The organism is Rhodoferax sp. SPJ21, assembly GCF_058216335.1.
Map to the genome: position 1 here is coordinate 1,210,335 of NZ_JBYZMO010000001.1, position 22,603 is coordinate 1,232,937.

At 61.7% G+C, this 22,603-nt stretch carries 25 protein-coding genes; 10 read left to right on the forward strand and 15 right to left on the reverse strand.

What is annotated here, in order from left to right:
• Positions 1–4: 4 nt before the first annotated feature.
• The 3 genes from AC4BBN_RS05480 to AC4BBN_RS05490 form a co-directional block, all read right to left on the reverse strand.
• Positions 5–943, reverse strand: coding sequence for a carbohydrate ABC transporter permease (locus AC4BBN_RS05480; RefSeq protein WP_490590938.1), 939 nt, complete (start codon positions 941–943; stop codon positions 5–7).
• A gap of 84 nt (positions 944–1,027) precedes the next feature.
• Positions 1,028–2,296 (reverse strand): ABC transporter substrate-binding protein, encoded by a 1,269-nt coding sequence (locus tag AC4BBN_RS05485; protein ID WP_490590939.1) that lies wholly within the window; start codon positions 2,294–2,296, stop codon positions 1,028–1,030.
• Between the two features lie 298 nt (positions 2,297–2,594).
• Positions 2,595–3,533 (reverse strand): hypothetical protein, encoded by a 939-nt coding sequence (locus AC4BBN_RS05490; RefSeq protein ID WP_490590940.1) that lies wholly within the window; start codon positions 3,531–3,533, stop codon positions 2,595–2,597.
• A gap of 526 nt (positions 3,534–4,059) precedes the next feature.
• Between AC4BBN_RS05490 and AC4BBN_RS05495 the strand changes: the two genes are divergently transcribed.
• Positions 4,060–5,079: a substrate-binding domain-containing protein gene (locus tag AC4BBN_RS05495; RefSeq protein ID WP_490590941.1), complete on the forward strand. Its 1,020-nt coding sequence runs from the start codon at positions 4,060–4,062 to the stop codon at positions 5,077–5,079.
• Here the strand turns inward: AC4BBN_RS05495 and AC4BBN_RS05500 are convergent.
• The 6 genes from AC4BBN_RS05500 to AC4BBN_RS05525 form a co-directional block, all read right to left on the reverse strand.
• Complete coding sequence (locus AC4BBN_RS05500; RefSeq protein WP_490590942.1) at positions 5,076–6,341, reverse strand: multifunctional CCA addition/repair protein; 1,266 nt, start codon at positions 6,339–6,341, stop codon at positions 5,076–5,078. The two genes, AC4BBN_RS05495 and AC4BBN_RS05500, sit on opposite strands and share 4 nt — an antisense overlap.
• A 51-nt stretch (positions 6,342–6,392) precedes the next feature.
• Positions 6,393–7,076 carry a glutathione S-transferase family protein gene (locus tag AC4BBN_RS05505; RefSeq protein ID WP_490590943.1) on the reverse strand — a complete coding sequence of 228 codons (684 nt, stop codon included), beginning with the start codon at positions 7,074–7,076 and terminating at the stop codon, positions 6,393–6,395.
• 245 nt (positions 7,077–7,321) lie between these two features.
• Positions 7,322–7,612 carry an H-NS histone family protein gene (locus AC4BBN_RS05510; RefSeq protein ID WP_490590944.1) on the reverse strand — a complete coding sequence of 97 codons (291 nt, stop codon included), beginning with the start codon at positions 7,610–7,612 and terminating at the stop codon, positions 7,322–7,324.
• Positions 7,613–7,808: 196 nt separating this feature from the next.
• Positions 7,809–8,735 (reverse strand): ROK family protein, encoded by a 927-nt coding sequence (locus AC4BBN_RS05515; RefSeq protein ID WP_490590945.1) that lies wholly within the window; start codon positions 8,733–8,735, stop codon positions 7,809–7,811.
• 13 nt (positions 8,736–8,748) lie between these two features.
• Positions 8,749–8,943, reverse strand: a complete 195-nt coding sequence (locus AC4BBN_RS05520; protein ID WP_490590946.1) for a DUF2905 domain-containing protein — start codon at positions 8,941–8,943, stop codon at positions 8,749–8,751.
• A 3-nt stretch (positions 8,944–8,946) separates the two neighbouring features.
• The gene (locus tag AC4BBN_RS05525; RefSeq protein WP_490590947.1) at positions 8,947–10,029 is read right to left on the reverse strand and encodes a class I SAM-dependent methyltransferase; all 1,083 of its coding nucleotides are present in this window, start codon (positions 10,027–10,029) and stop codon (positions 8,947–8,949) included.
• 51 nt (positions 10,030–10,080) lie between these two features.
• On the opposite strand from AC4BBN_RS05525, the gene AC4BBN_RS05530 reads away from it, so the two are divergent.
• From AC4BBN_RS05530 to AC4BBN_RS05555, 6 genes are all read left to right on the forward strand, one after another.
• Entirely contained in the window at positions 10,081–10,875 is a 795-nt protein-coding gene (locus AC4BBN_RS05530) for an SDR family oxidoreductase (RefSeq protein ID WP_490590948.1), read from the forward strand.
• Between the two features lie 14 nt (positions 10,876–10,889).
• Positions 10,890–11,261, forward strand: a complete 372-nt coding sequence (locus AC4BBN_RS05535; RefSeq protein WP_490590949.1) for a dihydroneopterin aldolase — start codon at positions 10,890–10,892, stop codon at positions 11,259–11,261.
• A 116-nt stretch (positions 11,262–11,377) separates the two neighbouring features.
• Positions 11,378–12,322 (forward strand): tRNA 2-thiocytidine(32) synthetase TtcA, encoded by a 945-nt coding sequence (gene ttcA / locus AC4BBN_RS05540; protein ID WP_490590950.1) that lies wholly within the window; start codon positions 11,378–11,380, stop codon positions 12,320–12,322.
• Positions 12,323–12,333: 11 nt separating this feature from the next.
• A complete protein-coding gene (locus AC4BBN_RS05545; RefSeq protein ID WP_490590951.1) occupies positions 12,334–12,909 on the forward strand; it encodes a DUF4136 domain-containing protein in 576 nt (191 codons plus the stop codon).
• An 8-nt stretch (positions 12,910–12,917) separates the two neighbouring features.
• Positions 12,918–13,562 (forward strand): histidine phosphatase family protein, encoded by a 645-nt coding sequence (locus AC4BBN_RS05550; RefSeq protein WP_490590952.1) that lies wholly within the window; start codon positions 12,918–12,920, stop codon positions 13,560–13,562.
• Positions 13,563–13,573: 11 nt separating this feature from the next.
• Entirely contained in the window at positions 13,574–14,035 is a 462-nt protein-coding gene (locus AC4BBN_RS05555) for a hypothetical protein (protein WP_490590953.1), read from the forward strand.
• A 96-nt stretch (positions 14,036–14,131) separates the two neighbouring features.
• Here AC4BBN_RS05555 and ruvB read toward each other — a convergent pair whose 3' ends face one another.
• Positions 14,132–15,193: a Holliday junction branch migration DNA helicase RuvB gene (gene ruvB, locus AC4BBN_RS05560; protein WP_490590954.1), complete on the reverse strand. Its 1,062-nt coding sequence runs from the start codon at positions 15,191–15,193 to the stop codon at positions 14,132–14,134.
• Positions 15,194–15,361: 168 nt separating this feature from the next.
• Between ruvB and AC4BBN_RS05565 the strand changes: the two genes are divergently transcribed.
• Positions 15,362–16,597, forward strand: a complete 1,236-nt coding sequence (locus AC4BBN_RS05565) for a carbonic anhydrase (RefSeq protein ID WP_490590955.1) — start codon at positions 15,362–15,364, stop codon at positions 16,595–16,597.
• A 27-nt stretch (positions 16,598–16,624) separates the two neighbouring features.
• Here the strand turns inward: AC4BBN_RS05565 and ruvA are convergent, their stop codons facing one another.
• Complete coding sequence (ruvA, locus tag AC4BBN_RS05570; protein ID WP_490590956.1) at positions 16,625–17,197, reverse strand: Holliday junction branch migration protein RuvA; 573 nt, start codon at positions 17,195–17,197, stop codon at positions 16,625–16,627.
• A 143-nt stretch (positions 17,198–17,340) separates the two neighbouring features.
• On the opposite strand from ruvA, the gene AC4BBN_RS05575 reads away from it, so the two are divergent.
• A complete protein-coding gene (locus AC4BBN_RS05575; protein WP_490590957.1) occupies positions 17,341–17,922 on the forward strand; it encodes a bactofilin family protein in 582 nt (193 codons plus the stop codon).
• 10 nt (positions 17,923–17,932) lie between these two features.
• Here the strand turns inward: AC4BBN_RS05575 and AC4BBN_RS05580 are convergent, their stop codons facing one another.
• From AC4BBN_RS05580 to AC4BBN_RS05595, 4 genes are all read right to left on the reverse strand, one after another.
• Entirely contained in the window at positions 17,933–18,544 is a 612-nt protein-coding gene (locus AC4BBN_RS05580; RefSeq protein ID WP_490590958.1) for an ABC-type transport auxiliary lipoprotein family protein, read from the reverse strand.
• A gap of 89 nt (positions 18,545–18,633) precedes the next feature.
• Entirely contained in the window at positions 18,634–19,611 is a 978-nt protein-coding gene (locus AC4BBN_RS05585; protein WP_490590959.1) for an MlaD family protein, read from the reverse strand.
• On the reverse strand, positions 19,601–20,413 hold the full coding sequence (locus AC4BBN_RS05590) for an ABC transporter ATP-binding protein (protein WP_490590960.1): 813 nt from the start codon (positions 20,411–20,413) through the stop codon (positions 19,601–19,603). Before AC4BBN_RS05590 ends, AC4BBN_RS05585 begins: the two co-directional genes overlap by 11 nt.
• A 1-nt stretch (position 20,414) precedes the next feature.
• Entirely contained in the window at positions 20,415–21,536 is a 1,122-nt protein-coding gene (locus tag AC4BBN_RS05595; RefSeq protein WP_490590961.1) for an MlaE family ABC transporter permease, read from the reverse strand.
• A gap of 85 nt (positions 21,537–21,621) precedes the next feature.
• Between AC4BBN_RS05595 and AC4BBN_RS05600 the strand changes: the two genes are divergently transcribed.
• Entirely contained in the window at positions 21,622–22,578 is a 957-nt protein-coding gene (locus AC4BBN_RS05600; protein WP_490590962.1) for a PhoH family protein, read from the forward strand.
• Positions 22,579–22,603 lie beyond the last annotated feature (25 nt).

The following is a 22,603-nucleotide window of genomic DNA, read 5'->3' on the forward strand; positions in this document are numbered from 1 at the left end:
CTCCTTATTTCTTGCCACCCAGGTCTACCCGGGACAACTTGAGGTACAGCAGGGTGCACGCCGCGATGATGAGGAACAGCACCGTGGACGCGGCCGAGCCGTAGCCCACATAGTTGTTGTCCACGATTTCACGGCGCACAAAGCCCGACATGCTGATGGTGTCCACGCTATTGGAGGTCATCACATAGATGATGTCGAACACCCGCAACGCATCCAACAGGCGGAAGATCACTGCCACCATCAGGGCCGGCCAGATCAGCGGCAGCGTCACCTTGAAGAACACCCGGACCGGATGGATGCCATCCACATGGGCGGCCTCATAGCAATCGGTGGGCAGCATCTGCAGCGCAGCCAAGGTCAGCAAGGCCATGAAGGGCGTGGTCTTCCAGACGTCTACCAGCATGACCGACCAGAGCGCGTAGTCGGGGTCGGCAGTCCAGGCGATGTTGTGGTCGATGATGCCCGCGCCTTTGAGCATGGCGTTCATCACACCGAACTGGTCGTGCATGATCCAGGCCCACATCTTGGCCGACACGATGGTGGGAATCGCCCATGGCACCAGCACGGCCGCACGCACAAACGAGCGGCCTTTGAAATTTGCGTTCAGCACCAGCGCAAATACGATACCAAGCAAGGTTTCAATGACCACAGACACGATAGAGAACTTGAAGGTATTGCGAATGGCCATACCCCAATCGGTGTTCCAGAAACCCTCTACCGCCTCCAGGTTGAACACGCCATATTTGCCGAAATAGTTCTGCAAACCCACCATGTTGTAAGAGGACTCGCCGATGTTTTCCAGCGTGGCATCGGTGAAACTGAACCAGATCGTGCGACCCAGCGGCCAACCCGCCACCAGTGCGAGGACCAGCAGCGTTGGGGCTAAAAAAATCCACGCGCTGCGTGTGCGCTCACGGGTCAATTCTGAGGTTCTGGTCCGCATGGCAACTCCTGCATCCTGCTGTCAACGTGTAAAACGGGCTGCCGCGCACAAGACGCGGCAGCCCGTGGACTCAACCGCGCGTAGTTACCACTTAGGGCCGCGGCGGATCGAATCCAGCTTGCCTTCGAGCTTCTTCACGCTGTCTTCACCACTGGATTTACCCGACAACACTTCGTGCGTGGCGTTCCAGAACGCAGCTGACACCTCGTTGTACTTTGCACCCGTGACCGTGGCCGGACGGGGTACTGCCCCCACAAAAGTGTCATACAGGTCGCCGAAGAACGGGTTGGCGGCAAGTACTTCCTTGTCCTTGTACAGCGAGGCAATGGTGGGGTTGTATGAGCCGCGGATGGCGCGGTCCTTCTGCACCGCCTCGCTGGTCAGGTACATCACAAAATCAGCCGCTTCTTTGGGGCTCTTGGAATACTTGCTCACCGCGAGTTGCCAGCCACCCAGGGTTGCAGCCGTCTTGCCACCATCACCCTTAGGCAGTGCAACAACTCCGACCTTGCCCTTGACCGGGCTGTCTGCGCCCTGGCTCAAAGACCATGCATAAGGCCAGTTGCGCATGTACACCGCATTGCCTTTTTGGAACACGCCGCGCGCATCTTCTTCCGCATAGTTCAGCACGCCCTTGGGTGCAATGGTGCCAACCCAGCCGGCGGCCATGTTCAAGGCTTTGGCTGCGGCAGGATTGTTGATGGTGATCTTGCCGGTGCTGTCCACAATATTGCCACCGCCGAAGCTGGATACCCATTCGACCGCATCACACGTCAAGCCTTCGTAAGCCTTGGCTTGGAACACAAAACCTTGCATGTCGGCATTGCCCGCCTTACGCTCGCCGTCCATAACCTTCTGGGCGGAGGCGGTCAGTTCGGCCCAGGTGGTGGGAGCCTTCTCGCCATACTTGGTCAGCAAGTCCTTGCGGTAGTAGAGAACGCCTGCGTCGGTGAACCAAGGCATGGCCAGCAACTTGCCGCCCACGGTGTTGTTGGCCACGATGGCGGGGAAATGGGCTTTTTCAGCGCCATTGGTGAATGGCGTCAGATCCAGCAAATGGTCTTTCAGGAGACCTGGCCACACGACGTCCACGTTGATCACATCCACCTCGGTAGATTTGGCCGCGAACATTTGGCGGAACAAACCCAGGATGTCGCTGGTGGACTGCGGAATGCTCAAATGCTTAACCGTATTTCCGGTCTTGCTGGCCCACTCATCGCCGGCCTTCTTGCAGAAGTCGTAGTCCTGCCCCACAGAGCCGCAGGAAATGGTGAGCGTGACTCCGGCGGCATGCGCGCCCAGAGCACCGATGCTGAGCAGCACAGCGGCTGCAGTTTTTGTCATTGCTGTCATGTAGTCTCCTTGTTTATTCGAGGTCCACCTGCGCAAGTTTGGAGCCGCTAAGCACCGTTCGCAGGCTTTTGGGTCGCCGGTAAAAGCCAATTCAGTATAAATTCAAAGCGCTTTGAAAAGAATACTGGGTTTACCCGGGGACAGCTTAAAAAGCTTTCAAGCCGGCATGCAACGCACCCAAAAACAAAAAACAAAAAAGCCCACAACGCTCAAAAAGACCGTTATGGGCTTGGAGTGGTTTGCCACTCTCTAACCCGCGAAAGAGAGTATTGGCTCGATGCAGCTAATGCCGCATGGATTAGAAGTCGTAGTGCACGCGCAGAGCGAAACCGGACGAGTCCTTGGAGGTGTTGGAACCACTGCCTTTGGAGAAGGACACTGCAGGAGTGATCGTGGCGCCCTTCACGTCAAAGAAGGGAATAGCGTAAGCAGCCCAGAAGGTCGAGACCTTGTAGTCGTCGCCAGCGGTCTTGGTGTTGCCTTGCACAGTCGCCAGGGTCAGGCCACCGAAACCGACCATCACAGCAAAGGTGTTTTGCTTGTAGTCCATGTCGTTCTTGGCCGATGCGAAGTTACCAGTCAACACAACGTCGCCGAAGTTGTAGTCACCCGTCAAGCCAAAGCCGGTGACGCGCTTGGCCAGGCCACTGTGGTACTGGATGCCTTCCAGGCCAGCCGCCACATGCAGAGGTCCGTTTGCGTAGTTCAACACAGGGCGAATACCGTTGGGAACAACATTCCCACTGGCGTCTTTCCCTTTCGAGGAAACACCGCTCAACTCAAACGACAAGCCGCCACCCAGTTGCAATGTGCCTGCAGCATGGAATACCGAGCCGTAAGAATTGCCACCTTGGCGACCACGCAGCACGTTGGCTTGGTAAGGTGCGTTACCCGCGTATTCAACGATCACGTCGCCAGGGGTTTGGAACAGGTTGGCAGCTTCGAAGCGGCCCAGCTTGATGTCAGCCGTGTCCGACCCGATTTGGGCCCACAAGTCGTCCGTACCAGCAGAGCCGTCAGGCTTCGCCAAATACGTAGCACGGCCGGCGATGAAGTACTTGGAACCCATCTTCTTGCTGGCGTTCAATTCGACACGGCCGGACTGGGACGCACCACGTGCCATGTTTTCAACCTTGCTGTCCAACTCGATGTTGGCATCGAAGTCAGCAGCGGCGAAAGCGGAAGCGGAAACCATCGCGATGGCGGCGACAGCGGTTGCCCGGAAGGCAAATTTCATGGACTGGCTCAAAGGAATCTCCTGTAGTGATTTAATTTTTTGCAGGTTTTGCGTACTCTGCCTTGCCTTTCAACTCCTCTAAAAGCAACGTAAAGACCGCAAACCTGGATGCATTCTTTGTGGGCTCCGTTTTCTCAGTGATAAGCAATTACCCTTGAAAAAGTTACAAATGGGTTACCAAAACAGCGTTTTCCGGGCTCTATTTGTCGGACTTTTAAAGCCGCTCAACACCCACCCCAATCCCCTTCACTTTTCTTGGTTTTCCCAATGAAAACCGGACTTAGGCCCCACCCATCCACGCGGTTTACACAGGGTTCACAAATACAAGAAAATTAGCAAAAAACTTAGTTCATTAACGGAACTATTTGAATGGCAGCGGAATCGTCTTTGTGTTGCAAAACTACTACACAACTGACGCCAGAGTGGACATCCATCAGCATTGATGCACACATTTCTCCGTCCATCGATGGGCTACCATTGCTTCGCCCATCCTTACGCCCCACCCTTACGCCCTATTTCCACAGAGATGTCACTGAAACGGATTGCCGAAGAACTCGGCTTGTCGCTGACCACGGTCAGCCGCGCGCTGAACGGCTATCCTGAAGTCGCAGCGGCTACGCGTCTGGAAGTGATGGCCGCTGCCAAGCGCCTGAATTACAAGCCAGACACCCGAGCCCGGGGTCTGGCGCTAGGCCGGGCAGACGCGGTGGGCATCGTGTTTCCCATCACCACCGGTGACCTGGGCGACCAGCAGTTTTTGCAGGTCGCGTCCTCCATGGGCAAACGATTTGCCCAAGCAGACATGGATTTGCTGATCGTATCCGCCGCAGGAGACGATGAACTGATCGCCTATGAGCGCGCCATCACCGGCAGGCAGATTGGCGTATTTGTAGTACCACGCACCCGTGTGGTGGACCGGCGCCTGCAGCTGCTGCAAACGCGCAATGTCCCCTTCGTCGCCTACGGTCGCAGCAGCTCCTTAGCCGAGCCCTACGCCTGGTTTGACTTCGACAATCTCGCCGGCGCACGCATGGCCGCCGAGCGCCTGCTGCGTCTGGGCCATCGCCGTATGGGCTATATCGGTGCCTCCCCCGATTACAACTTTGCAGCCCAACGATTTGAGGGATTTAGTGACGCGTTAACGGCAGAAGGCATCGCAATCGCACCAGATGCCATACAGCGCGTTGCCCTGGACCGCCGCTCGGGCTATGCCGCCATGCAAAACCTGCTGGCCTTGCAGCAGCGCCCGACTGCGGTGCTGGTGGACAACAATTTGGCAGGTGTTGGCGCGGTCCACGCGGTCATGCACTCCGGGCTGATGCTGGGGCGCGACCTGTCCATCATCGTCTACGACGGTGTAGGGTCGGACTCCGTCGTGCGCACCAGCGTGACCGCCGTGATGCAGCCCTCTCCCGAAGCCACCGGCACCACGCTGGCCGAAATGACACTGGCACGCATGCGCAACGATCCCATGGATAGCCTGCAAAAGCTGTGCATGCCAGAGCTGGAAATTGGCGACAGCGACGGCCCGCCGCTATTGCGTTAACCGGCTTTGGACAGTGACTCCAGAGCTGCCACGCGCGCTGCGTGAACCCGTTCACCAATCGCTTTGCCCTGTATGCCACGCGCCTGCGCCTCGCGGGCAATACCTTCTGTCTCCACCGATTGCGCAGCCTGCAAAGCGGCCAACCACATATCTCGCTGCGGATACGCCTGCTCCCCCAGGCCCAAGCGCCCTCGGGCATCGCATTCACACGCCCATAAAGCATCCATGAAGCGCTGTGGCTTGCGCAGAGCATCGCAGCGCTCCAGCAAGCGCAGCAGCGCTGCGGCGCCGAACTCCTGGCTACGGTGGATATTGCCGTGCTCACGTGCAACCAAGTCGCCCATATCCCGGCAATCGGTCGGCACACGTAAGCGTTGGCACAGGCCCTTGAGCAGTTGGGCGCTGCGGGCCTCGTGGCCGATATGGCGGGGCAAAACATCGGCCGGCGTGGTCGCTTTGCCCAGATCGTGGACCAGGCAGGCAAAGCGCACGGGCAAAGGTGCTTGCAGGCGAGCCGCCATGTCCAGCACCATCATCACGTGGACGCCGGTATCTACTTCCGGGTGGTAGTCGGCACGCTGGGGTACGCCCCACAGGGCATCCACTTCGGGCAGCAGGCGGGCCAAGGCGCCGCAGTCACGCAGCACCTCGAACATGCGGGACGGCTGCTCCTCCATCAAGCCGCGCGCCAGTTCTTGCCAGACACGCTCGGGCACCAGCGCATCCACCTCGCCGGCCGCCACCATCTCGCACATCAAGGCCTGGGTCTCAGGCGCCACATGGAAGTCAGCAAAGCGGGCCGCAAAACGGGCCACGCGCAGTATGCGCACCGGGTCTTCGCGGAAGGCATCAGTGACGTGGCGCAGTACTTTGTCGCGCAGGTCACGCTGGCCACCATAGGGGTCTACCAGGTCCTGGAGATTTAGATCAAAACTGCCACTGGCGCTTATATTTCCTGCGGGAGCAGCTATGGAATTAATAGTAAGATCGCGCCGCGCCAGGTCCTGCTCCAGAGTGACGTCCGAAGCTGAGTGCACGGCAAAACCCCGGTAGCCGGGTGCGGTCTTGCGCTCGGTGCGGGCCAAGGCGTATTCCTCATGCGTGCGGGGATGCAGGAACACCGGGAAGTCCTTGCCCACCGCGAGATAGCCCTGGGCCAGCAAGGCCTCGGGACTCGCCCCCACTACCACCCAGTCACGATCGCCCCCTTGGCGGCCCAACAAGGCGTCACGTACCGCGCCACCAACGAGAAAAATTTCCATCGCTGGAGTTTATCCAGAGTGCGGCGCGGTAGTTGCAGGCACATCCGCGCGCTAGCGGGCCAGTCGGTAGGGCTCTTCGAAGTCCAGAAAGTCCTGCTCGGCCCGCGCATCTGCCACCCAGGCCTGCACGCCAGGCAAGGCACTTACACGTTCGATATAGGACTGGATCTCCTGCGGCACGGGCAGGGCATAGGTCACAAGGCGCATGCACACCGGGGCGAAATATGCGTCGGCAATGCTGAACGCACCAAACAGCATGGGACCGCCATGCGCCTGCAGCAAAGCGCCCCACATGGCGACCAGGCGCTCCACATCGGCGCGCACACCAGCTTGGTCACGCCAGATCAACCGCCCGACCTCAGGCAAGGAAGCCTCGATGTTCATGGGGCAATGGCTGCGCAAGGCGGTAAAGCCCGAATGCATCTCGGCACAGACGCTGCGGGCACGGGCACGGTCTTGGGGGTTCCGGGGCCACAAGGCTTTTTCAGGGAACTGTTCAGCCAGGGTTTCGGCAATCGCCAAGGTGTCCCAGACTGCCAGATCGCCATGGACCAGCACCGGCACCTTACCCACCGGGTTCACCGCAGCCATGGTCGACTTGAAATGCGACTCCGCCGCAAATGAGTCAAAGCGAACCTTGATTTCCTCGAACGGAATGCCGGCCTGCTTCAACAGCACCCAGGGACGCATGGACCACGACGAATAATTTTTATTGCCGATATAAAGCTTGAGCATGGAATCCCTCTTAAAACAACACTGGATAAATACTCCCGGCCCGCAGGCTCGGTTCTGTGAATACAGCCCTGGACAGGAAGAATCACAGCCTACCCGAAGTCCAGATGTCTATTGATGCAAAGAATCCATGCCATTGATGCCGGACTACCGTTTTAGCCCCCCAATGCAAAAAGCCCAGTCCGAAGACAGGGCTTTTTGATAAAAATGATTACCGCGACTAAACCGCGATAAACAGCCGCATTAAATTAAGCAGCAATCAGAAACTGGTCGCGGTCCTGACCCTGGATCCACTTTGGTGGCTTGCCCCGACCGGTCCAAGTATCGCCAGTGGCGGTATTGCGGTATTTAGGTGCAACCTTGGCACCGCTTTTAACACGGGGCTTACCAGCAGCAAAAATATCTTCTGCGGTCAAACCGAAATCGGCGACCAGTGCTTTCACTTTTTCAATGGCGTCGGCATTTTCCGTGGCACGTGCAGCATTGATTTGCTGCTCAAGGAGTTCACGCTGTTGCAAAAGTTCTTTGTAGGTAGGCATCTTTGTATTCCGAATACTTCGAAAATAAATTATTGATGGTCAATTATAAACCGACAAATACAGGCTTGTGTAAAGCCTGTTTAAAGATAACCTACCCAGCAGAAAACCAGCACCACAAAATCATCGCACCCCTTGGTTTGAGATGGACATGGATATAGGCGGCAATGCCGCCATTCTGGGCCAATATACGGGCGGATTAAGCCAACGCAACAGCAGCGTAGTCACCCACTTTGTCGGCCAAACCAGCCGGCACCAAAGTCACACCCGTGGTTAATGAAGGCAATTTGCCGTCAATATGGGATTGCAGGCGCGGCAACAGAAACTCGCGATTGTGCCAAAACACGCTGCCACCCAAGCTAATGCGCTGTAAATCCAGCGTGATCACCAGGTTATACAAAGAGCGACCCAATACCCGGCACAGATCATCCACCTTGGCCAAAGCATCTGCATCTCCGGCACGGGCCGCCTGGAATAATGTGGCCGCATCCAGGCCAAACCGGCGGGCAATGGCATTGCCGGCAACCAAACCCTCTACATCCCCGATATTGCCGCAGCCGCATAAAGCGTCCAGGTTATCCGAAACAAACATATGGCCGGCGTGGCCGGCATTTCCATTCTTGCCGCGCAAAATATGGCCATCCACGCACAGGCCCATGCCGATGCCGGTACTCCAGGTTACGTAGGCGCAGTGGTCCACGCCCACCAAAGCACCCCAGCGGCGCTCGGCCTCCAGGGCGGCAATACAGTCATTTTCAATGCGTACCCGGGCGAAACGGTGGCCCAGGGGTGCTTCCAACAAGGCGGTATCCCAGTCATTGGGCAAGCCGCGCGCCGGGCCGGCCATGCCGCCACAGATATTCGGTGCGGTTAATTCGATCAGGCCGTCTCGAATCAGGAATGGGCCGCAGGACGACACGCCTGCCACCTGCACATCCGCCGGGTTGGCGCCGATCTCGGCACAAGCCTCGTCCACCATACGGATGATTTGCACGGCCAGGGCGTCGTTATTACCGGTTTTGGCAGTGGGCTCGGTGCGCCGCGCCTGCAAATTAGGCAAATCGTCGTTGCCAACAGCCAGGCTGACAGCGACCTTGGTGCCGCCAATATCAATACATGCTTTCATGGGATTTATTCTCTTAAATGAGTTTGGAAACAAGGCTAGCGATAAAGCTCAAAACCACGGTGGTGGTGATTGGAATAAACCAGATGCGGCCAAATAGCCTGAAACGCAAATCACCGGGCAGTCTGCCAAAGCCCAGCTTGCGCAACAACGGGGAAAACCAGTCAATTAGTAACAAAGCGAGAAAGACAACCAGCAGCCAGCGTGCCATACATCACAACGTATGGCTGCGGTCGCCCTGGGCAAAACCCAGCGGCTCCCAGGGCGTGCCCGCACCAAAGGCAATCACCTTGAACAGCTCGCCCATCTCGTGTTCGGAGATCAATTTCAGCGCATTCGCACGTTCGGCGTGCGTAGCGTGCTCCATTTTTTGAAGCAACCCGCAGTTCATCAAAAACCGCGCCTGGCTGGTGTAGCCCAGTACGTTCAAGCTCGGCTCAGCATCTTGTCCGGCCAGGGCAATGCCGGTGAAGTTGACATGGGCGGTAATGTCCTTTAGCCCCACATATTCCAGTGGATCGGGGTCGGCTCGGTGGGCGTAATGGCACATCACCGTGCCGGTGCTGCGCTGCGGGTGGTAGTACTCGGCCTCGGGGAAGCCGTAGTCCAGAAAGAAAGCGGCGCCCTGGGTGAGCCGGTCGGCCAGGGTGCGGATAAAAGACTCACCCTGGGGGTGGATTTCGGTCAGATAGTCGTGCGGGCCATCGATCTCGGTCGGCGGTCGCAGGCTGGTGGAGCGGTCGTCCCAGGCGAAGGCGTCACCGGTCCACACCACACCGCGCTCAAACCACTGCCCGCTTTTGCGCACCAGCAGTTGCACAGGCATGGCGTCCAGCACCTCGTTGCCCACCACCACGGCCTGCAAGCTGGCGGGTAGCTCGGCCACCCACTGCACCTTGTCTGCAAAAGGCTGCAGGCGCAGTTGCTGGCGTGCGCGCAGGCTGCCAGACAGATCCACGATGCAGTAGCGCTGCACCTTGTCGCCCAGGGTCTGCAGCAATTGCTCGGCCAGGGCGCCAGAGCCGGCGCCAAACTCCCAGACCTCGCTGGTCTGCGTGGCGTCCAGCGCCTGGGCGACCTGCACGGCCAGGGTCTGGCCGAACAGGGGCGATATCTCGGGAGCGGTGACGAAGTCACTGCCATCTGCACCTTGGTCAGATTCGGGCATGGCACCGAATTTGAGGCGGTCATTGGCGTAGTAACCCAGGCCGGGTTGGTACAGGGCCAGCGCCATGAAATGGTCAAAACCGATCCAGCCACCGGAGGACTGGATCAATTGCTGGATATGCGTCTGCAATGCGCTCGTTAAACTGGGGGCTGTTTTTTCCACCCCTGGATTGTCCGCTGAATGTTGCCTGTATCTCCGCACCCTCGACAAGCTCGTACCGTTTTGGTAACCGGGGCCGGCAAACGCCTGGGCCGAGAGATCGCCCTGGCCCTGGCCCAAGGGGGTTGGCAGGTGGCCGTGCACTACCGCAGCTCGGATCAGGATGCTATTAAAACAGTAGCTGACTGCGCAGATATTACGAGCGCCAGCGGCCTAAAACATGCTGCATTCCAGGCCGACCTGGCGGATGAAGCCCAGGTGCGCGCCCTGCTGCCAGCCGTGCTGGCCCAGTTCGGTACAGTGGACGCGGTGGTCAACAGCGCCAGTACCTTCGAACATGACAGCGCCGCTGACTTCAGCTTTGCCGCCATGGAGTTGCACCTGCGCAGCAATACCGGCGCACCGATTCTGTTGGCCCAGGCCCTGCACAAGCATGTCATGGCACGTGGCTGCAGCACCGGCGCGGTGGTGAATCTACTGGACCAGAAGCTGTGGAACCTGAACCCGGACTTTCTAAGCTACACCCTGTCCAAAGCCGCGCTGGAAGTCGCCAACACCATGCTGGCCCAGGCGCTGGCGCCCCAGCTGCGGGTGGTGGGCGTGGCACCCGGCCTGACGCTGAAAAGCCATATGCTGAGCGACGAGCAATTTGCTGCGCTACACAAGATATCCCCGCTGGGCCGCTCCAGCACCGCCGCCGATGTAGCGGCCACCGTCAAGTTTGCGCTGGAGAACGCGTCCATCACCGGCACCACCCTGCTGGTAGATGGCGGCCAGCACCTGATGCAGTTCGAACGCGATTTTTCGCTCATGTAACTCTTTTCAAAGCCATGCACCACACCACCGGCAACCAAACCCTGCAACTCACCGGCCTGCGCTTCGATGCCAACCTGGGCATTCTGGAGTCGGAGTTGACCACCCCGCAGCCCATCCAGGTAGATGCCGAACTCAACCTCGGCCCGCAGCCGCTGGAGCCCAGCGACGACGACATCAACCACGTGCTCGACTACCGCAAGGTGCGTCAGATCATCATTGACGACTGCACAGCCCAGCATGTGAACCTGCTGGAGAGCCTGATCGGCAAGCTGGCGCAACGGCTGATGCAGCTGCCCGGCGTGCTGGGTGTACGCGTGCGGATAGCCAAGCTGGAAATATTCGACGACTGCGAAGTTGCCATTCGGATAGAGACCGGGCAGTGGTAAGAACGTGCGTGGCAACGTCCACAGTGAGCACCTCAAAATAGCAACGGCATCGCCCAAATCAACACGGCTGAGGACTTAGCGCAGGATAATCGGGGTTTTTAGAACCGATTGCCCCTATGAGCGCCGTATGGACCACCGACGAGGCTGAAGCCCCAACTTCCGGCAGCCCCGTCACCCCCACCGCCCCTGACTTCAAGATCGAGCGCGAAACGCATAAGCTCGAAAAGCGCCTGTGCCGCGAGATGGGCAAAGCCATCGTGGACTACAACATGGTCGAAGAAGGCGACAAAGTCATGGTTTGCGTCAGCGGCGGCAAGGACAGCTACGCCATGCTGGACATCCTGCTCAAGCTCAAAGCCCGCGCGCCCATCCACTTCGACATCATCGCGGTCAACCTGGACCAGAAGCAGCCCGGCTTCCCGGAAGATGTTCTGCCCCGCTACCTGACCGCACTAGGTGTGCCCTTCCACATCGAGAACCAGGACACCTACAGCATCGTCAAGCGCGTGATACCCGAGGGCAAAACCACCTGCGGTCTGTGCAGCCGCCTGCGCCGCGGCATCTTGTACCGCGTAGCCGACGAGCTGGGCGCCACCAAGATCGCGCTGGGCCACCACCGCGACGACATGCTGCAGACCTTCTTTTTGAACATGTTCTTCGGCGGCAAGCTCAAGGGCATGCCGCCCAAGCTGGTCAGCGACGACGGCAAACACATCGTCATCCGCCCGCTGGCCTACGTGACCGAAAAAGACTTGGTGCGCTGGGCCGCGCACAAGCAGTTCCCCATCATCCCCTGCACCCTGTGTGGCAGCCAGGAAAACCTGCAGCGCAAGCAAATCTCACAAATGCTGCAGGAATGGGAAAAGAAGTTCCCCGGCCGCATCGAGAGCATGTTCAGCGCCCTGCAAAACGTCGTGCCCTCGCACCTGATGGACGGCAGCCGCTACGACTTCAAGGGCCTGCGCCCCACGGGTGTGGCATCTGAAGACGGTGACCAGGCCTTTGACGCGCCCAGCTTCCCACCCGCTGGCCTGCCCGGCCTGCAGGTCGTACGGCTCTAGGAAACATGGCCATGGCACGCTGGTCTGCCCTGCTGCTTGCAAGCTGCGTCTGGCTGTCCGGCTGTGCGTCCATCTGGCGCGTGGACAGCGATGTGCAAAGCTTCTCCACCCTGGGTGCGGTCGCCCCTGGCACCGCCATCCGCTTTGACCGCCTGCCCTCGCAGCAGGCAGACGCCGCAACACAGAACGCACTTGAAGCCCTCGCCACGCCCGCTTTGGCCCAAGTGGGGCTGGTGCCGGGCCCCACGCCGCGCTTCAGCGTGGAGTTGGGCATGCAGACCCTGGTCATCTACCCGGACACCGGGCGCTGGGGCCCGGGGCCCCTGTGGTATGGCCCGGGCCGCTGGGGCTGGCCAGGGCGCCCACAGCTATGGATGCCTGAGCCCACGCGCTACCAGCACCTGCTCAAGGTGGTACTGCGCGCGCTGGACAGCGGCCAGGTGGTGTTTGAAAGCCGGGCGGTGCACGAAGGCTTTGGCGGCCGCATTGAAGACGTGCTACCCGCCATGTTCCAGGCCGCCCTGCAGGGCTTCCCCAACCCGCCTGCCGGCCTGCGCACGGTCAGCATCCAGCCACCGCAACACTAAAACCGCATATGGACGCCACCCGCATCATTGCCATCCGCCACGGTGAAACCGCCTGGAACGTAGACACCCGCATCCAGGGCCACCTGGACATCCCGCTGAACGCCACGGGCCGCTGGCAAGCCGAGCGTGCCGCCCAGGCGCTGGTGGACGAACCCATTACCGCCATTTATGCTAGCGACCTGATGCGCGCCTATGAAACGGCGCAGGCTGTAGCCAACGCAGTGGGTGTGGACATCGCCAAAGCACCTGGACTGCGCGAACGTGACTTTGGCTCCTTCCAAGGCCATACCTTCGCGGAGGTCGAAGCCACCCAGCCCGAACTGGCGCTGCGCTGGCGCAAGCGCGACCCCGATTTCAGCCCCCCTGAGGGCGGCGAATCGTTGATCCGATTCCGCGACCGGGTACTGGCCTGTGTGGACCAGGTGGCGGCGCGCCACCGTGGCGAGCTGATCACCCTGGTGGCCCATGGCGGCGTGATGGATGTGCTGTACCGCGCGGCCACCGGCCAGGGCCTGCAAGCACCGCGCAGCTGGGACCTGGGCAACGCCGCCATCAACCGCCTGCTTTGGACACCACAAGGCCTGAATCTGGTGGGCTGGGCCGACACCCAGCACCTGGAAACCAACACCGCGCTGGACGAAACCAGCACCTAAAGGGCTAGACCATGCTGCATTACTGGATGCACGCGGCTGCCCACCCTTGGCAGGAGCAGTTGCTGTACGGCGGCCTCATCTGCGCGGCCATTCTTTTGCTATTTCTGTTTTTGTGGTGGCGAAAGCGTGCGGCCCGACCCCGCCAAGGGGACTTTGCGGCACTGGTGCAGCGCCCCTCCATCGCTGAAGCGCTTAACGACCAGCAGCAAAGCCCGTTGGCGGACGCAGCAGATGCCTGGCAGCAAACGCAAACCGCCCTGAACTCCGTCAAAACCGGCGTGGAACGCGTACTGGCACTGGTCTGGCTGCTGCTGTCGGGCCTGCTGTGCGCCATCAGCATCCTGTTTGTACTGATAGGCCTGGTGAAATTTCCGGCGCTGAACTGGGGCCAGCAGGGGTTCTTCCTTGCACTGGCCGTGGTGTGCGCCTGGTTTGCGCGGGCGCAATGGCGCGACCTGCGAGGCGTTAAGTAGGCCGATAGCCCTGCCACGCTTACAACCAAATCGACCGTTCGCGCAGGTATTACCTGCACAGGCAGCTATTAATTAAATAGCAAAGGCAAATTCCCCTCACTCCGCAGCAAACAGCCCGCCTTCTGCCTGCGGCGGGTTCACACCCAGGTGGCGATATGCCGCCAGCGTGGCGATGCGGCCGCGCGGCGTGCGCTGTAGAAAGCCCTGCTGAATCAGGTAAGGCTCGATCACATCTTCAATGGTGTCGCGCTCCTCGCCGATGCTGGCGGCGATGTTGTCCAACCCCACCGGGCCGCCGTCGAAGCGGTGGATCACCGCCTCCAGAAGCTTACGGTCCATCAGGTCGAAACCTTGCGGGTCCACATCCAGCATGGCCAGCGCGCGGTTCGCAATATCCAGGGTGATGGTGCCGTTGCCCTTCACGTCAGCGTAGTCGCGCACCCGGCGCAGCAGACGGTTGGCGATGCGCGGTGTGCCGCGCGAGCGGCGGGCGATCTCGTAGCCGCCATCGGCATCCATGGGGGCATTCAACAGGCCGGCGCTGCGCTTGACGATGCGCGCCAGCTCGTCTGGCGTATAGAACTCCAGCCGCGCCACGATGCCGAAACGGTCCCGCAGCGGGTTGGTCAGCATGCCGGCGCGGGTGGTGGCGCCGACCAGGGTGAAGGGCTGCAAGTCGAGCTTGATGCTGCGCGCCGCCGGGCCTTCGCCGATCATGATGTCAATCTGGTAGTCCTCCAGCGCGGGGTACAGGATTTCTTCCACCACCGGGCTCAGGCGGTGGATTTCATCGATAAAGAGGACGTCGTTCTTCTCCAGATTGGTCAGCAGCGCGGCCAGGTCCTTGGGCTTTTCCAGCACCGGGCCGCTGGTCTGGCGCATGTTCACGCCGAGCTCGTGGGCAATGATGTGGCTCAGCGTGGTCTTGCCCAGGCCGGGCGGGCCGAACAGCAGCACGTGGTCCAGCGCCTCGCTGCGCTTTTTGGCCGCGCCGATAAAGATCTCCAGCTGCTCACGCGCCTTGGTCTGACCCACATATTCGTCGAACAGCTTGGGGCGCAGGGCGCGTTCTATCGCCTCTTCCTGGGGCGAAGAGGGCACGGCGGAGACAACGCGCTTGGGCGGCGTCGGCGCAAAATCATCAGTCTGGATGGACACGGCAGGCAGGTCAGAAGAGGGTTGGAAACAGAGCGGCCACTATAGCGCCTGGCGCCCGGACGCATTGAACCGCCGGGCCAGTTGTGGCTATAGTGGACCCTGTAACAATTTACATACATGCGCGGTGCTGCTTGCGCCACGTGCTCGCCTCATTTAGCCCTACTGCCCATGATGCCCACACCATCTGTTTCCCTTCGCTCCGCACCCTGGTCTGTTGGTTGGCAAGGCGTTCGCCACAGTGCCCTGGGACTGCTGCTGTGTGCCAGCGCCAGCGGCTGGGCGTCCGATGCGCCGGCGGAAAAGCACCCCTCCATCGGCAAAATCACCCTGCCCGCCAAGCCGGCATCGCAAGAAGGCAGCAAGGCAGCCGAAGCCAGCAAGACCAAGGAACCCGTCAGCAAGGAATCCATGGGCGACCAGGTACGCGAACTGGTCGAGCAGGCCAATGCCAGCAACCAGCAAGCCAAGGGCAAAAAAGGCAAGGCCGCCAAGACCCCGCCCCCCAAGGTCACGCTGACCATTGAGGCCGAACCCAAAAAATCCGGTGCGCGCGGCACGCCCTCTGCGCCGCCCGACATAGCAGCCGCCTACGCCCGCGCCCATGGCGCCATCCCCAACCCGGTGGACAGCCGCGCGGCGGCTATGGCACAAGTGGCCGGCACGGGGCAACGCACGGGCACAGTTGTCGCCCGCGAAAACCTGGGAGTCGCCCACAAGGACGAAGCGCATTGGGCCTACGACGGCGAGTACGGACCGCAGGCCTGGGCCAAACTCAAGCCCGAATTCAACTTGTGTGCCATTGGACAACGCCAGTCACCCATCGCCATCCAGGATGACAACACCCTGCAAGGCCCGGCCGAACCGCTGCAAATCCGCTACCAACCCAGCAGTGCCATGGTGGTCAACAATGGCCACACCATCCAGGTGGATGTGGTCGGAGACAACACCATCACCGTGCGCGGCTCGACGTACAAGCTGGTGCAATTCCACTTTCACACGCCCAGCGAGGAGCGCATCAACGACCGCGCCTACGCCATGGTGGCGCATCTGGTACACCGCAACATCGATGGCCAACTGGCGGTGCTGGCGGTGCTGCTGGACCCCGGAAAAGCCAATCCACTGATCAACAAGGTGTGGACCTACATGCCCTTGGACGTAGGTGACCGCGTACGCATGCCTGCCGGCCTGCTGGACCTGAGCGAGCTACTGCCGCAAGACCAGCGCTACTACCAATTCATGGGCTCGCTGACCACGCCCCCCTGCTCAGAAAACGTGCTGTGGATGGTGCTGAAGCAGCCCGTGCAGATCAGCCCAGAGCAGCTGCGCATGTTTGCCCAGCTCTACCCGCACAACAACCGGCCCGTGCAGCCACTGAACGGGCGGGTGGTGCGCGAGGGTATGTAGGGCGTGAAGGGCGTGAAGGGGGTCCGGCTACTTCGCCAGGGCCTTCAACGCGAGCTTGATGCCTTCGCTGACGCCCACGCCGGCCGGCAGCGCCTTCAGCGCCAGCGCCGCTTCCTTGTCGCTATAGCCCAGGGCCACTAGCGCCTGCAGGATGTCGGCCTGCGCATCGCTGGTCACGCCGGTGCGCACACCAATATCGGGGCCCAGCTTGCCTTTGAGCTCCAGCAGCAAACGTTCGGCGGTTTTGGGGCCAATGCCGGGCACCTTCTTGAGCCGCCCCACCTCTTGCAAGGTGATGGCCTGGGCCAGGTCATCCACGCCCATTCCCGACAGAATGCTCAAGGCCGTGCGGGGCCCCACGCCGCTGATCTTGATCAGCTGGCGGAACGCATCGCGCTCGCCCGGCGTGGCAAAGCCGTACAAGATTTGCGCATCTTCACGCACCACAAAATGCGTCAGCAACGTGACCTGCTCGCCAAGGCCCGGCAGGTTGTAGAAGGTGCTCATGGGCACGTCCACGTCATAGCCCACGCCGTGGCAGTCGATCAGCACCTGGGGTGGGTTCTTGGCGGCCAGCAGGCCTTGGAGTCGTCCGATCATGGGGGTTCCGAATGGTGAAAGTGCGATTGTCCCCGACGGGCACCGCCAATGCGCCAAACACACGTTCTTACAGCTCTTGCATCCTCGTCCGGCATGTAACGGCATCGGCTCCTACCATTGGTTTCTTTTGGGAGGAATCCACCATGGCTCTGCAAGCCCCGTTTTTTGGCAAGCGTGAACCGGCCGTTTTGGGCCTGCGCCCCAGCCCATCGCATGCACAGCAAGCCCCCCTGGGCAAACCACTGAACCCCAGCAGCTCATCCCCCACTAGCGCCGCCAGCTCCTCCACACTCCCCAGCGAAGTAAGCCCTATGCAAGCCTCTACACCCGCCACCTCCACCAGCTCCGCGACCAAGACCGGCGGCAGCACCCTGACCGTGGGCCCGAACATCAAACTCAAGGGCGTGGAGATCACCGACTGCGACACCCTGGTGGTCGAAGGCATCGTCGAAGCCACCATGGACTCGCGCCTGATGCAGATCACCGCCGACGGCGCCTTCAAGGGCGCGGCCGACATCGACATCGCCGAAATCCACGGCAGCTTCGACGGCGTGCTGACGGTACGCGACAAGCTGGTGATCTACTCCACCGGCAAAGTCACCGGCACCGTGCGCTACGGCAAGCTGGTGGTGGAAGAAGGCGGTCAGCTGTCTGGCGAGATCGCCTTCGGCACCAGCAAAGCCGCACCTGTCATAAAAGCGGATCTACAAGCCATCGCGGCCTGAACGACCAAGTTCAACGCCCCGCCGTCTCCAGCCAGGCATCCAGCTCTTGCGCCAGGGCATCGGTGGCCGCAGCCAGTGCCCGCACCCCACCGGGCGCGTCGGCACTGGGGGCCGGGCGCTGCAGGCTGAACGTACGCTGGGCCAGCAAGCTGTCGCCCAACGGCGTAGTTTCCAACAGCGTGGCGCGCAGCCGCACCAGGCCGGTACTGGCTGAGGGCGACTGGAACAGCTGGGTAAATTCCTGCAACTCCAAGCGCAACAAGCGCGGCGCTGGCCCTGCGGTGCGCGCCAGTGCTGCGCTGTCGCTGGCCGCCAGCACGGCCCGGCGCTGACCCAACACATCACGCAGTCGCTGCCCCACCAGCTGCGCGGGCGGCACGCTCCAGCGTGCCTGGGTGTAGGGGCGCAGTTGCTGCACATCCGCATAGCCCAGCCGGTACAGAATGGCTGTGCCACCATCGACCAGCCCCGGCGCTTCCACCTCAGACAGCGCCAGCGGCGGCAAGCTGGCCGTGGCCACCGTGGTGATGGCCTCGGTGGTGCTTGGGCCGAAGTCGTACTGCGTGGCACGCACGGGTTTGTCGGGCAAGACCGAGCAGGCAGCCAGGGCCCAAACCGCCAAGCCCGTTACCAAGCCAAATAGGCACTTTGCGCACATTCCACCTGCGCCAGAAGCTCTTATTTTCATAGCAAATCCTTTGTAAGCCGTATTCATGGTTGCGCAGCCGGTGCCACAAAGCCGGGCTCGCCCGGGCCAGGCACGGCCGCGCCGCCGCCAAAGATCAGCGACTGCGGCTGTTCGCTGATGCCGTTGACGGTGCGGCCCAGCTGCCGGGCCGCGCGGGACGCGTCATCGGCCACCCGGTTGATGCGCGGCAAGGTGGCGTTGCCCAAAGCGTCCGCCGCGTGCGACAGCGCACCCGTGCCGTCTGCCAGCCGGTCCATCACACCGCCTTTTTCGTTCAGCCTTACAGCCGTTTGCCCAATGGCGGCAAAGCTGCTGTTGGCCGTCGTGGCCGCAGTTTGCAGCGCACGCATGGTCTGGTGCGTGTCGTCGGCAATCGTTGGGATACGCGCCAGCGCCGGGTCCAGCCGCTGGGTGACGGTTTGCTCCAGCCGGGCGCTGAGCTGGGCCAGGCTGGTGGTTGCGTGGTCAGCATTGGTCAGCACGCCGGTGAACAGTTTTTGGTTCTCATCGCTGAGCAATTGGTTCAGGCGCAGCGTGGCCTGGTCTACCTGTTCCAGGATGTGCGGCACCTGCTGCGTCAGCTTGCCGAGTTGCGATGTCTCCAGCGGCAAGCGTGGCACACCGCTGCGGCCGGGCGGAATCGGGGCCTGGGCCTGGCCCGCGTCGTCGATCTGCACAAAAGCCAGGCCGGTGATGCCCTGGTAGCTCAGGCTGGCAAAGGCGGTGGGCGACAGCGGTGTGGTGTCGTCCACCGCAATGCGTATCAGCACATTGCCCACCACGTCGGGGTCGAAGCCAATATGGGTCACCTTGCCCACGGCCACGCCCTTGTAGCGCACGGCGGCCTGGGGCTGCAGGCCCGTCACCGGGTCGCGCGTGGAGAGTTCATACGGATGGCTGCTGCCGGCATCCCGCGTGAGCCACACCGCCAGCGCCACCAGCAGCGCGGTAATGGCCAGCACAAACGCGCCCGCCGCCAGCGCATGGGATTTATTTTCCATGGGGACTATCTCCTGAAGGGATGGGTGAAGGGGGCAGCGGCGCCAAAGCCCGCCGCCCACGTTCGCCCAGAAAAAAGTGTTCGATGAAAGGGTGCGGGAAGGCCACCACTTCGGCGGGCGTGCCCGTCACCAGCACCCTTTTTTCAGCCAGCACAGCCACCCGGGTGCTGAGCGCAAACAGGGTGTCCAGGTCGTGGGTCACCATCACCACCGTCAGGCCCAGGCCCTGGTGCAGGGCGCGCAGCAAGGTCACAAATTCGTCCGCGCCGTTTGGGTCCAAGCCGGCGGTAGGCTCGTCCAACAACAACAGCGGCGGGTCCATCACCAGCGCGCGGGCCAGGGCCACGCGTTTGACCATGCCGCCCGACAGGTCGGCGGGCATCTTGTCGCCGTCCGCCGGGCTCAGGCCGACCATTTGCAGCTTGACCAGGGCCGCGTCGCGCACCAGCGCCTCGGGCAGGGTTTTGAGTTCGCGCAGCGGAAAGCCTATGTTCTCCAGCACGGTAAACGCCGAGAACAGCGCCCCCTGCTGGAACAGCATGCCCACCCGGCTGGCCGCGCCCGCCCGGCCCAGCTCTGCTGCGGGCTGGCCCAGCACCGTCACCTGGCCCTGGGCGGGCTGCTCCAGCCCGAGCATCTGGCGCAGCAGCACCGTCTTGCCCGTGCCCGAGCCACCCACCAGCGACAGGATCTCGCCGCGCCGCACGGTCAGCGCCAGGTCCTGGTGGATGACGACCCGCTTCTTGCCGCTGCCAAACGCGGTCTGCAGGCCCTGGATGTCGACGATGGTGTCTGCATCCATCTCAGACTCCTACGTTTTTAAACACGATGGCGAAGAGGGCATCGACCAGGATCACCACCGTGATCGAGGTCACCACCGAAGCCGTCGTGCCCTGCCCCAGGCTTTGGGTGTTGGGCTTGACGCGCAGGCCGCAGTGGCAGCCCACCAGCGCAATCAACAGGCCGAACACCGCCGACTTGAACACCGCCAGCCCCAGATTGGCGACGCCCACCGCTTCAGGCAGGGCCTGCAAAAAGAAGGCGGGCGTAATGCCCAGCGCCAAGTCTGCCGCCAGCATGCCGCCCGCCAGCGCGGTTACCGATGTCCACACGCTGATCAGCGGCATGGCGATGGCCAGAGAAATCGCGCGCGGCATCACCAGCCGGTAGCTCAGCGGAATACCCATGACGCGCATGGCATCCAGCTCTTCGGTCACGCGCATCACGCCGATCTGCGCGGTGATGGCCGAGCCCGAACGCCCAGCGATCAGAATCGCAGCCAGCATCGGCCCCAGCTCGCGCACCACCGACATGCCCAGGATGTTGACGATGAACGCTTCGGCCCCAAACTGCCGCAGCTGCTGCGATGTCAGGTAGGCCAGCACCACGCCAATCAAGAAACCCACCAGCGCGGTAATGGGCAGGGCCATGGTGCCCATTTGGTACAGATGGCCCGACACATCCCGCCACGGCCCGGCCTGCGGGCGGCGCGCCAGGCGCAGCAGGTCCAAAGCCAGTTGCCCCACCATGCGCAGCAAGTCCAGCCCCTGCGCCAGGCCGGCCAGCACCCAGGCGCCCAGCGCGTCGAAACACTGCGCCCAGGTGGTGTCCTGGCTGGGCGGCGCTTCGCACGAGAATTTGGCGACACGCTCCAGCAGGCTGCGCTGCTCGGGCAGCAGGTCGATTTGCGCTGGCCACTGGCGGCCCCAGTGGTTCCACAGCAGTTGCGCGCCCACATGGTCCAGCCGCTCCACGCCTTGTAGATCCCAATGCGCAGACGAGGGCTGTGCCTGCAAGGCCGCCGTGGCGGCCCGCCACTGCGCCGGCACGGCCAAGTCGGCCGCCGCCCAACGGCCCAGCAGCTTGGCAGTCACAACACCGGAATGGTCTGGAGGGGCAATGCGGGGAGAAGAATCTTGGGCCATGGTGTGCCACGCATCCTAACAAGCCGCCCACGCACCTGCGCGTAGGACAAGCGCCTGAACAGAGCGTACAGGCGACAATACAGCCATGATTGTTCGCCACACCTTCTCGCCCCCCAACAACACCCGGCTCGACAACCTCTGCGGCCCCATGGACGCGCATTTGCGCACCATCGAAGACGCGCTGCAGATCAAGATCGCCCACCGCCACGAACAATTCAAGATCGACGGCCCCAAAGCCACGGCCAACCAGGCCCTGGAGCTGCTGCAGGCCCTGTATGAACAAGCCGGCCGCCCGATCAAGCCCGACACCGTGCAGCTGATGCTGGCCAGTGACGCGGACCTGGGCGCCGACGGCCACAGCCTGCAAACCCGCCGCGCCGACCTGCGCGCCCGCACGCCCAACCAGACCACCTACCTGGACAACATCGCCCAGCACGACATCACCTTCGGCATAGGCCCGGCCGGCACCGGCAAGACCTACCTGGCCGTAGCCTGCGCGGTGGACGCACTGGAACGCAGCGCCGTGCAGCGCATCGTGCTCACCCGCCCGGCGGTGGAAGCCGGCGAACGCCTGGGCTTTTTGCCCGGCGATCTGAACCAGAAGATCGACCCCTATCTGCGCCCGCTGTACGACGCGCTGTACGAGCTGATGGGGCCCGAGAAAGTACAAAAGGCCTTTGAGCGCAACGCGCTGGAAGTGGCGCCGCTGGCCTTCATGCGCGGGCGCACGCTGAACAACGCCTTCGTCATCCTGGACGAAGCGCAGAACACCACGCCTGAGCAGATGAAGATGTTTCTGACCCGCATCGGCTTCGGCGCCAAAGCGGTGGTGACCGGCGACGTAAGCCAGATCGACCTGCCCAAAACCCAGCTCAGCGGCCTAATCGACGCCGAGCAGGTGCTGCGCCGCACCAAGGGCATTGCAATCACCCGCTTCACCAGCGCCGACGTGGTGCGCCACCCGCTGGTGGCGCGCATCGTCGATGCCTACGACACGCGCGGCAAATCGGACCTGGCCGTGCGTACCCGCAAAACCACTTAACACCATCCATTACGCTATCAATTGA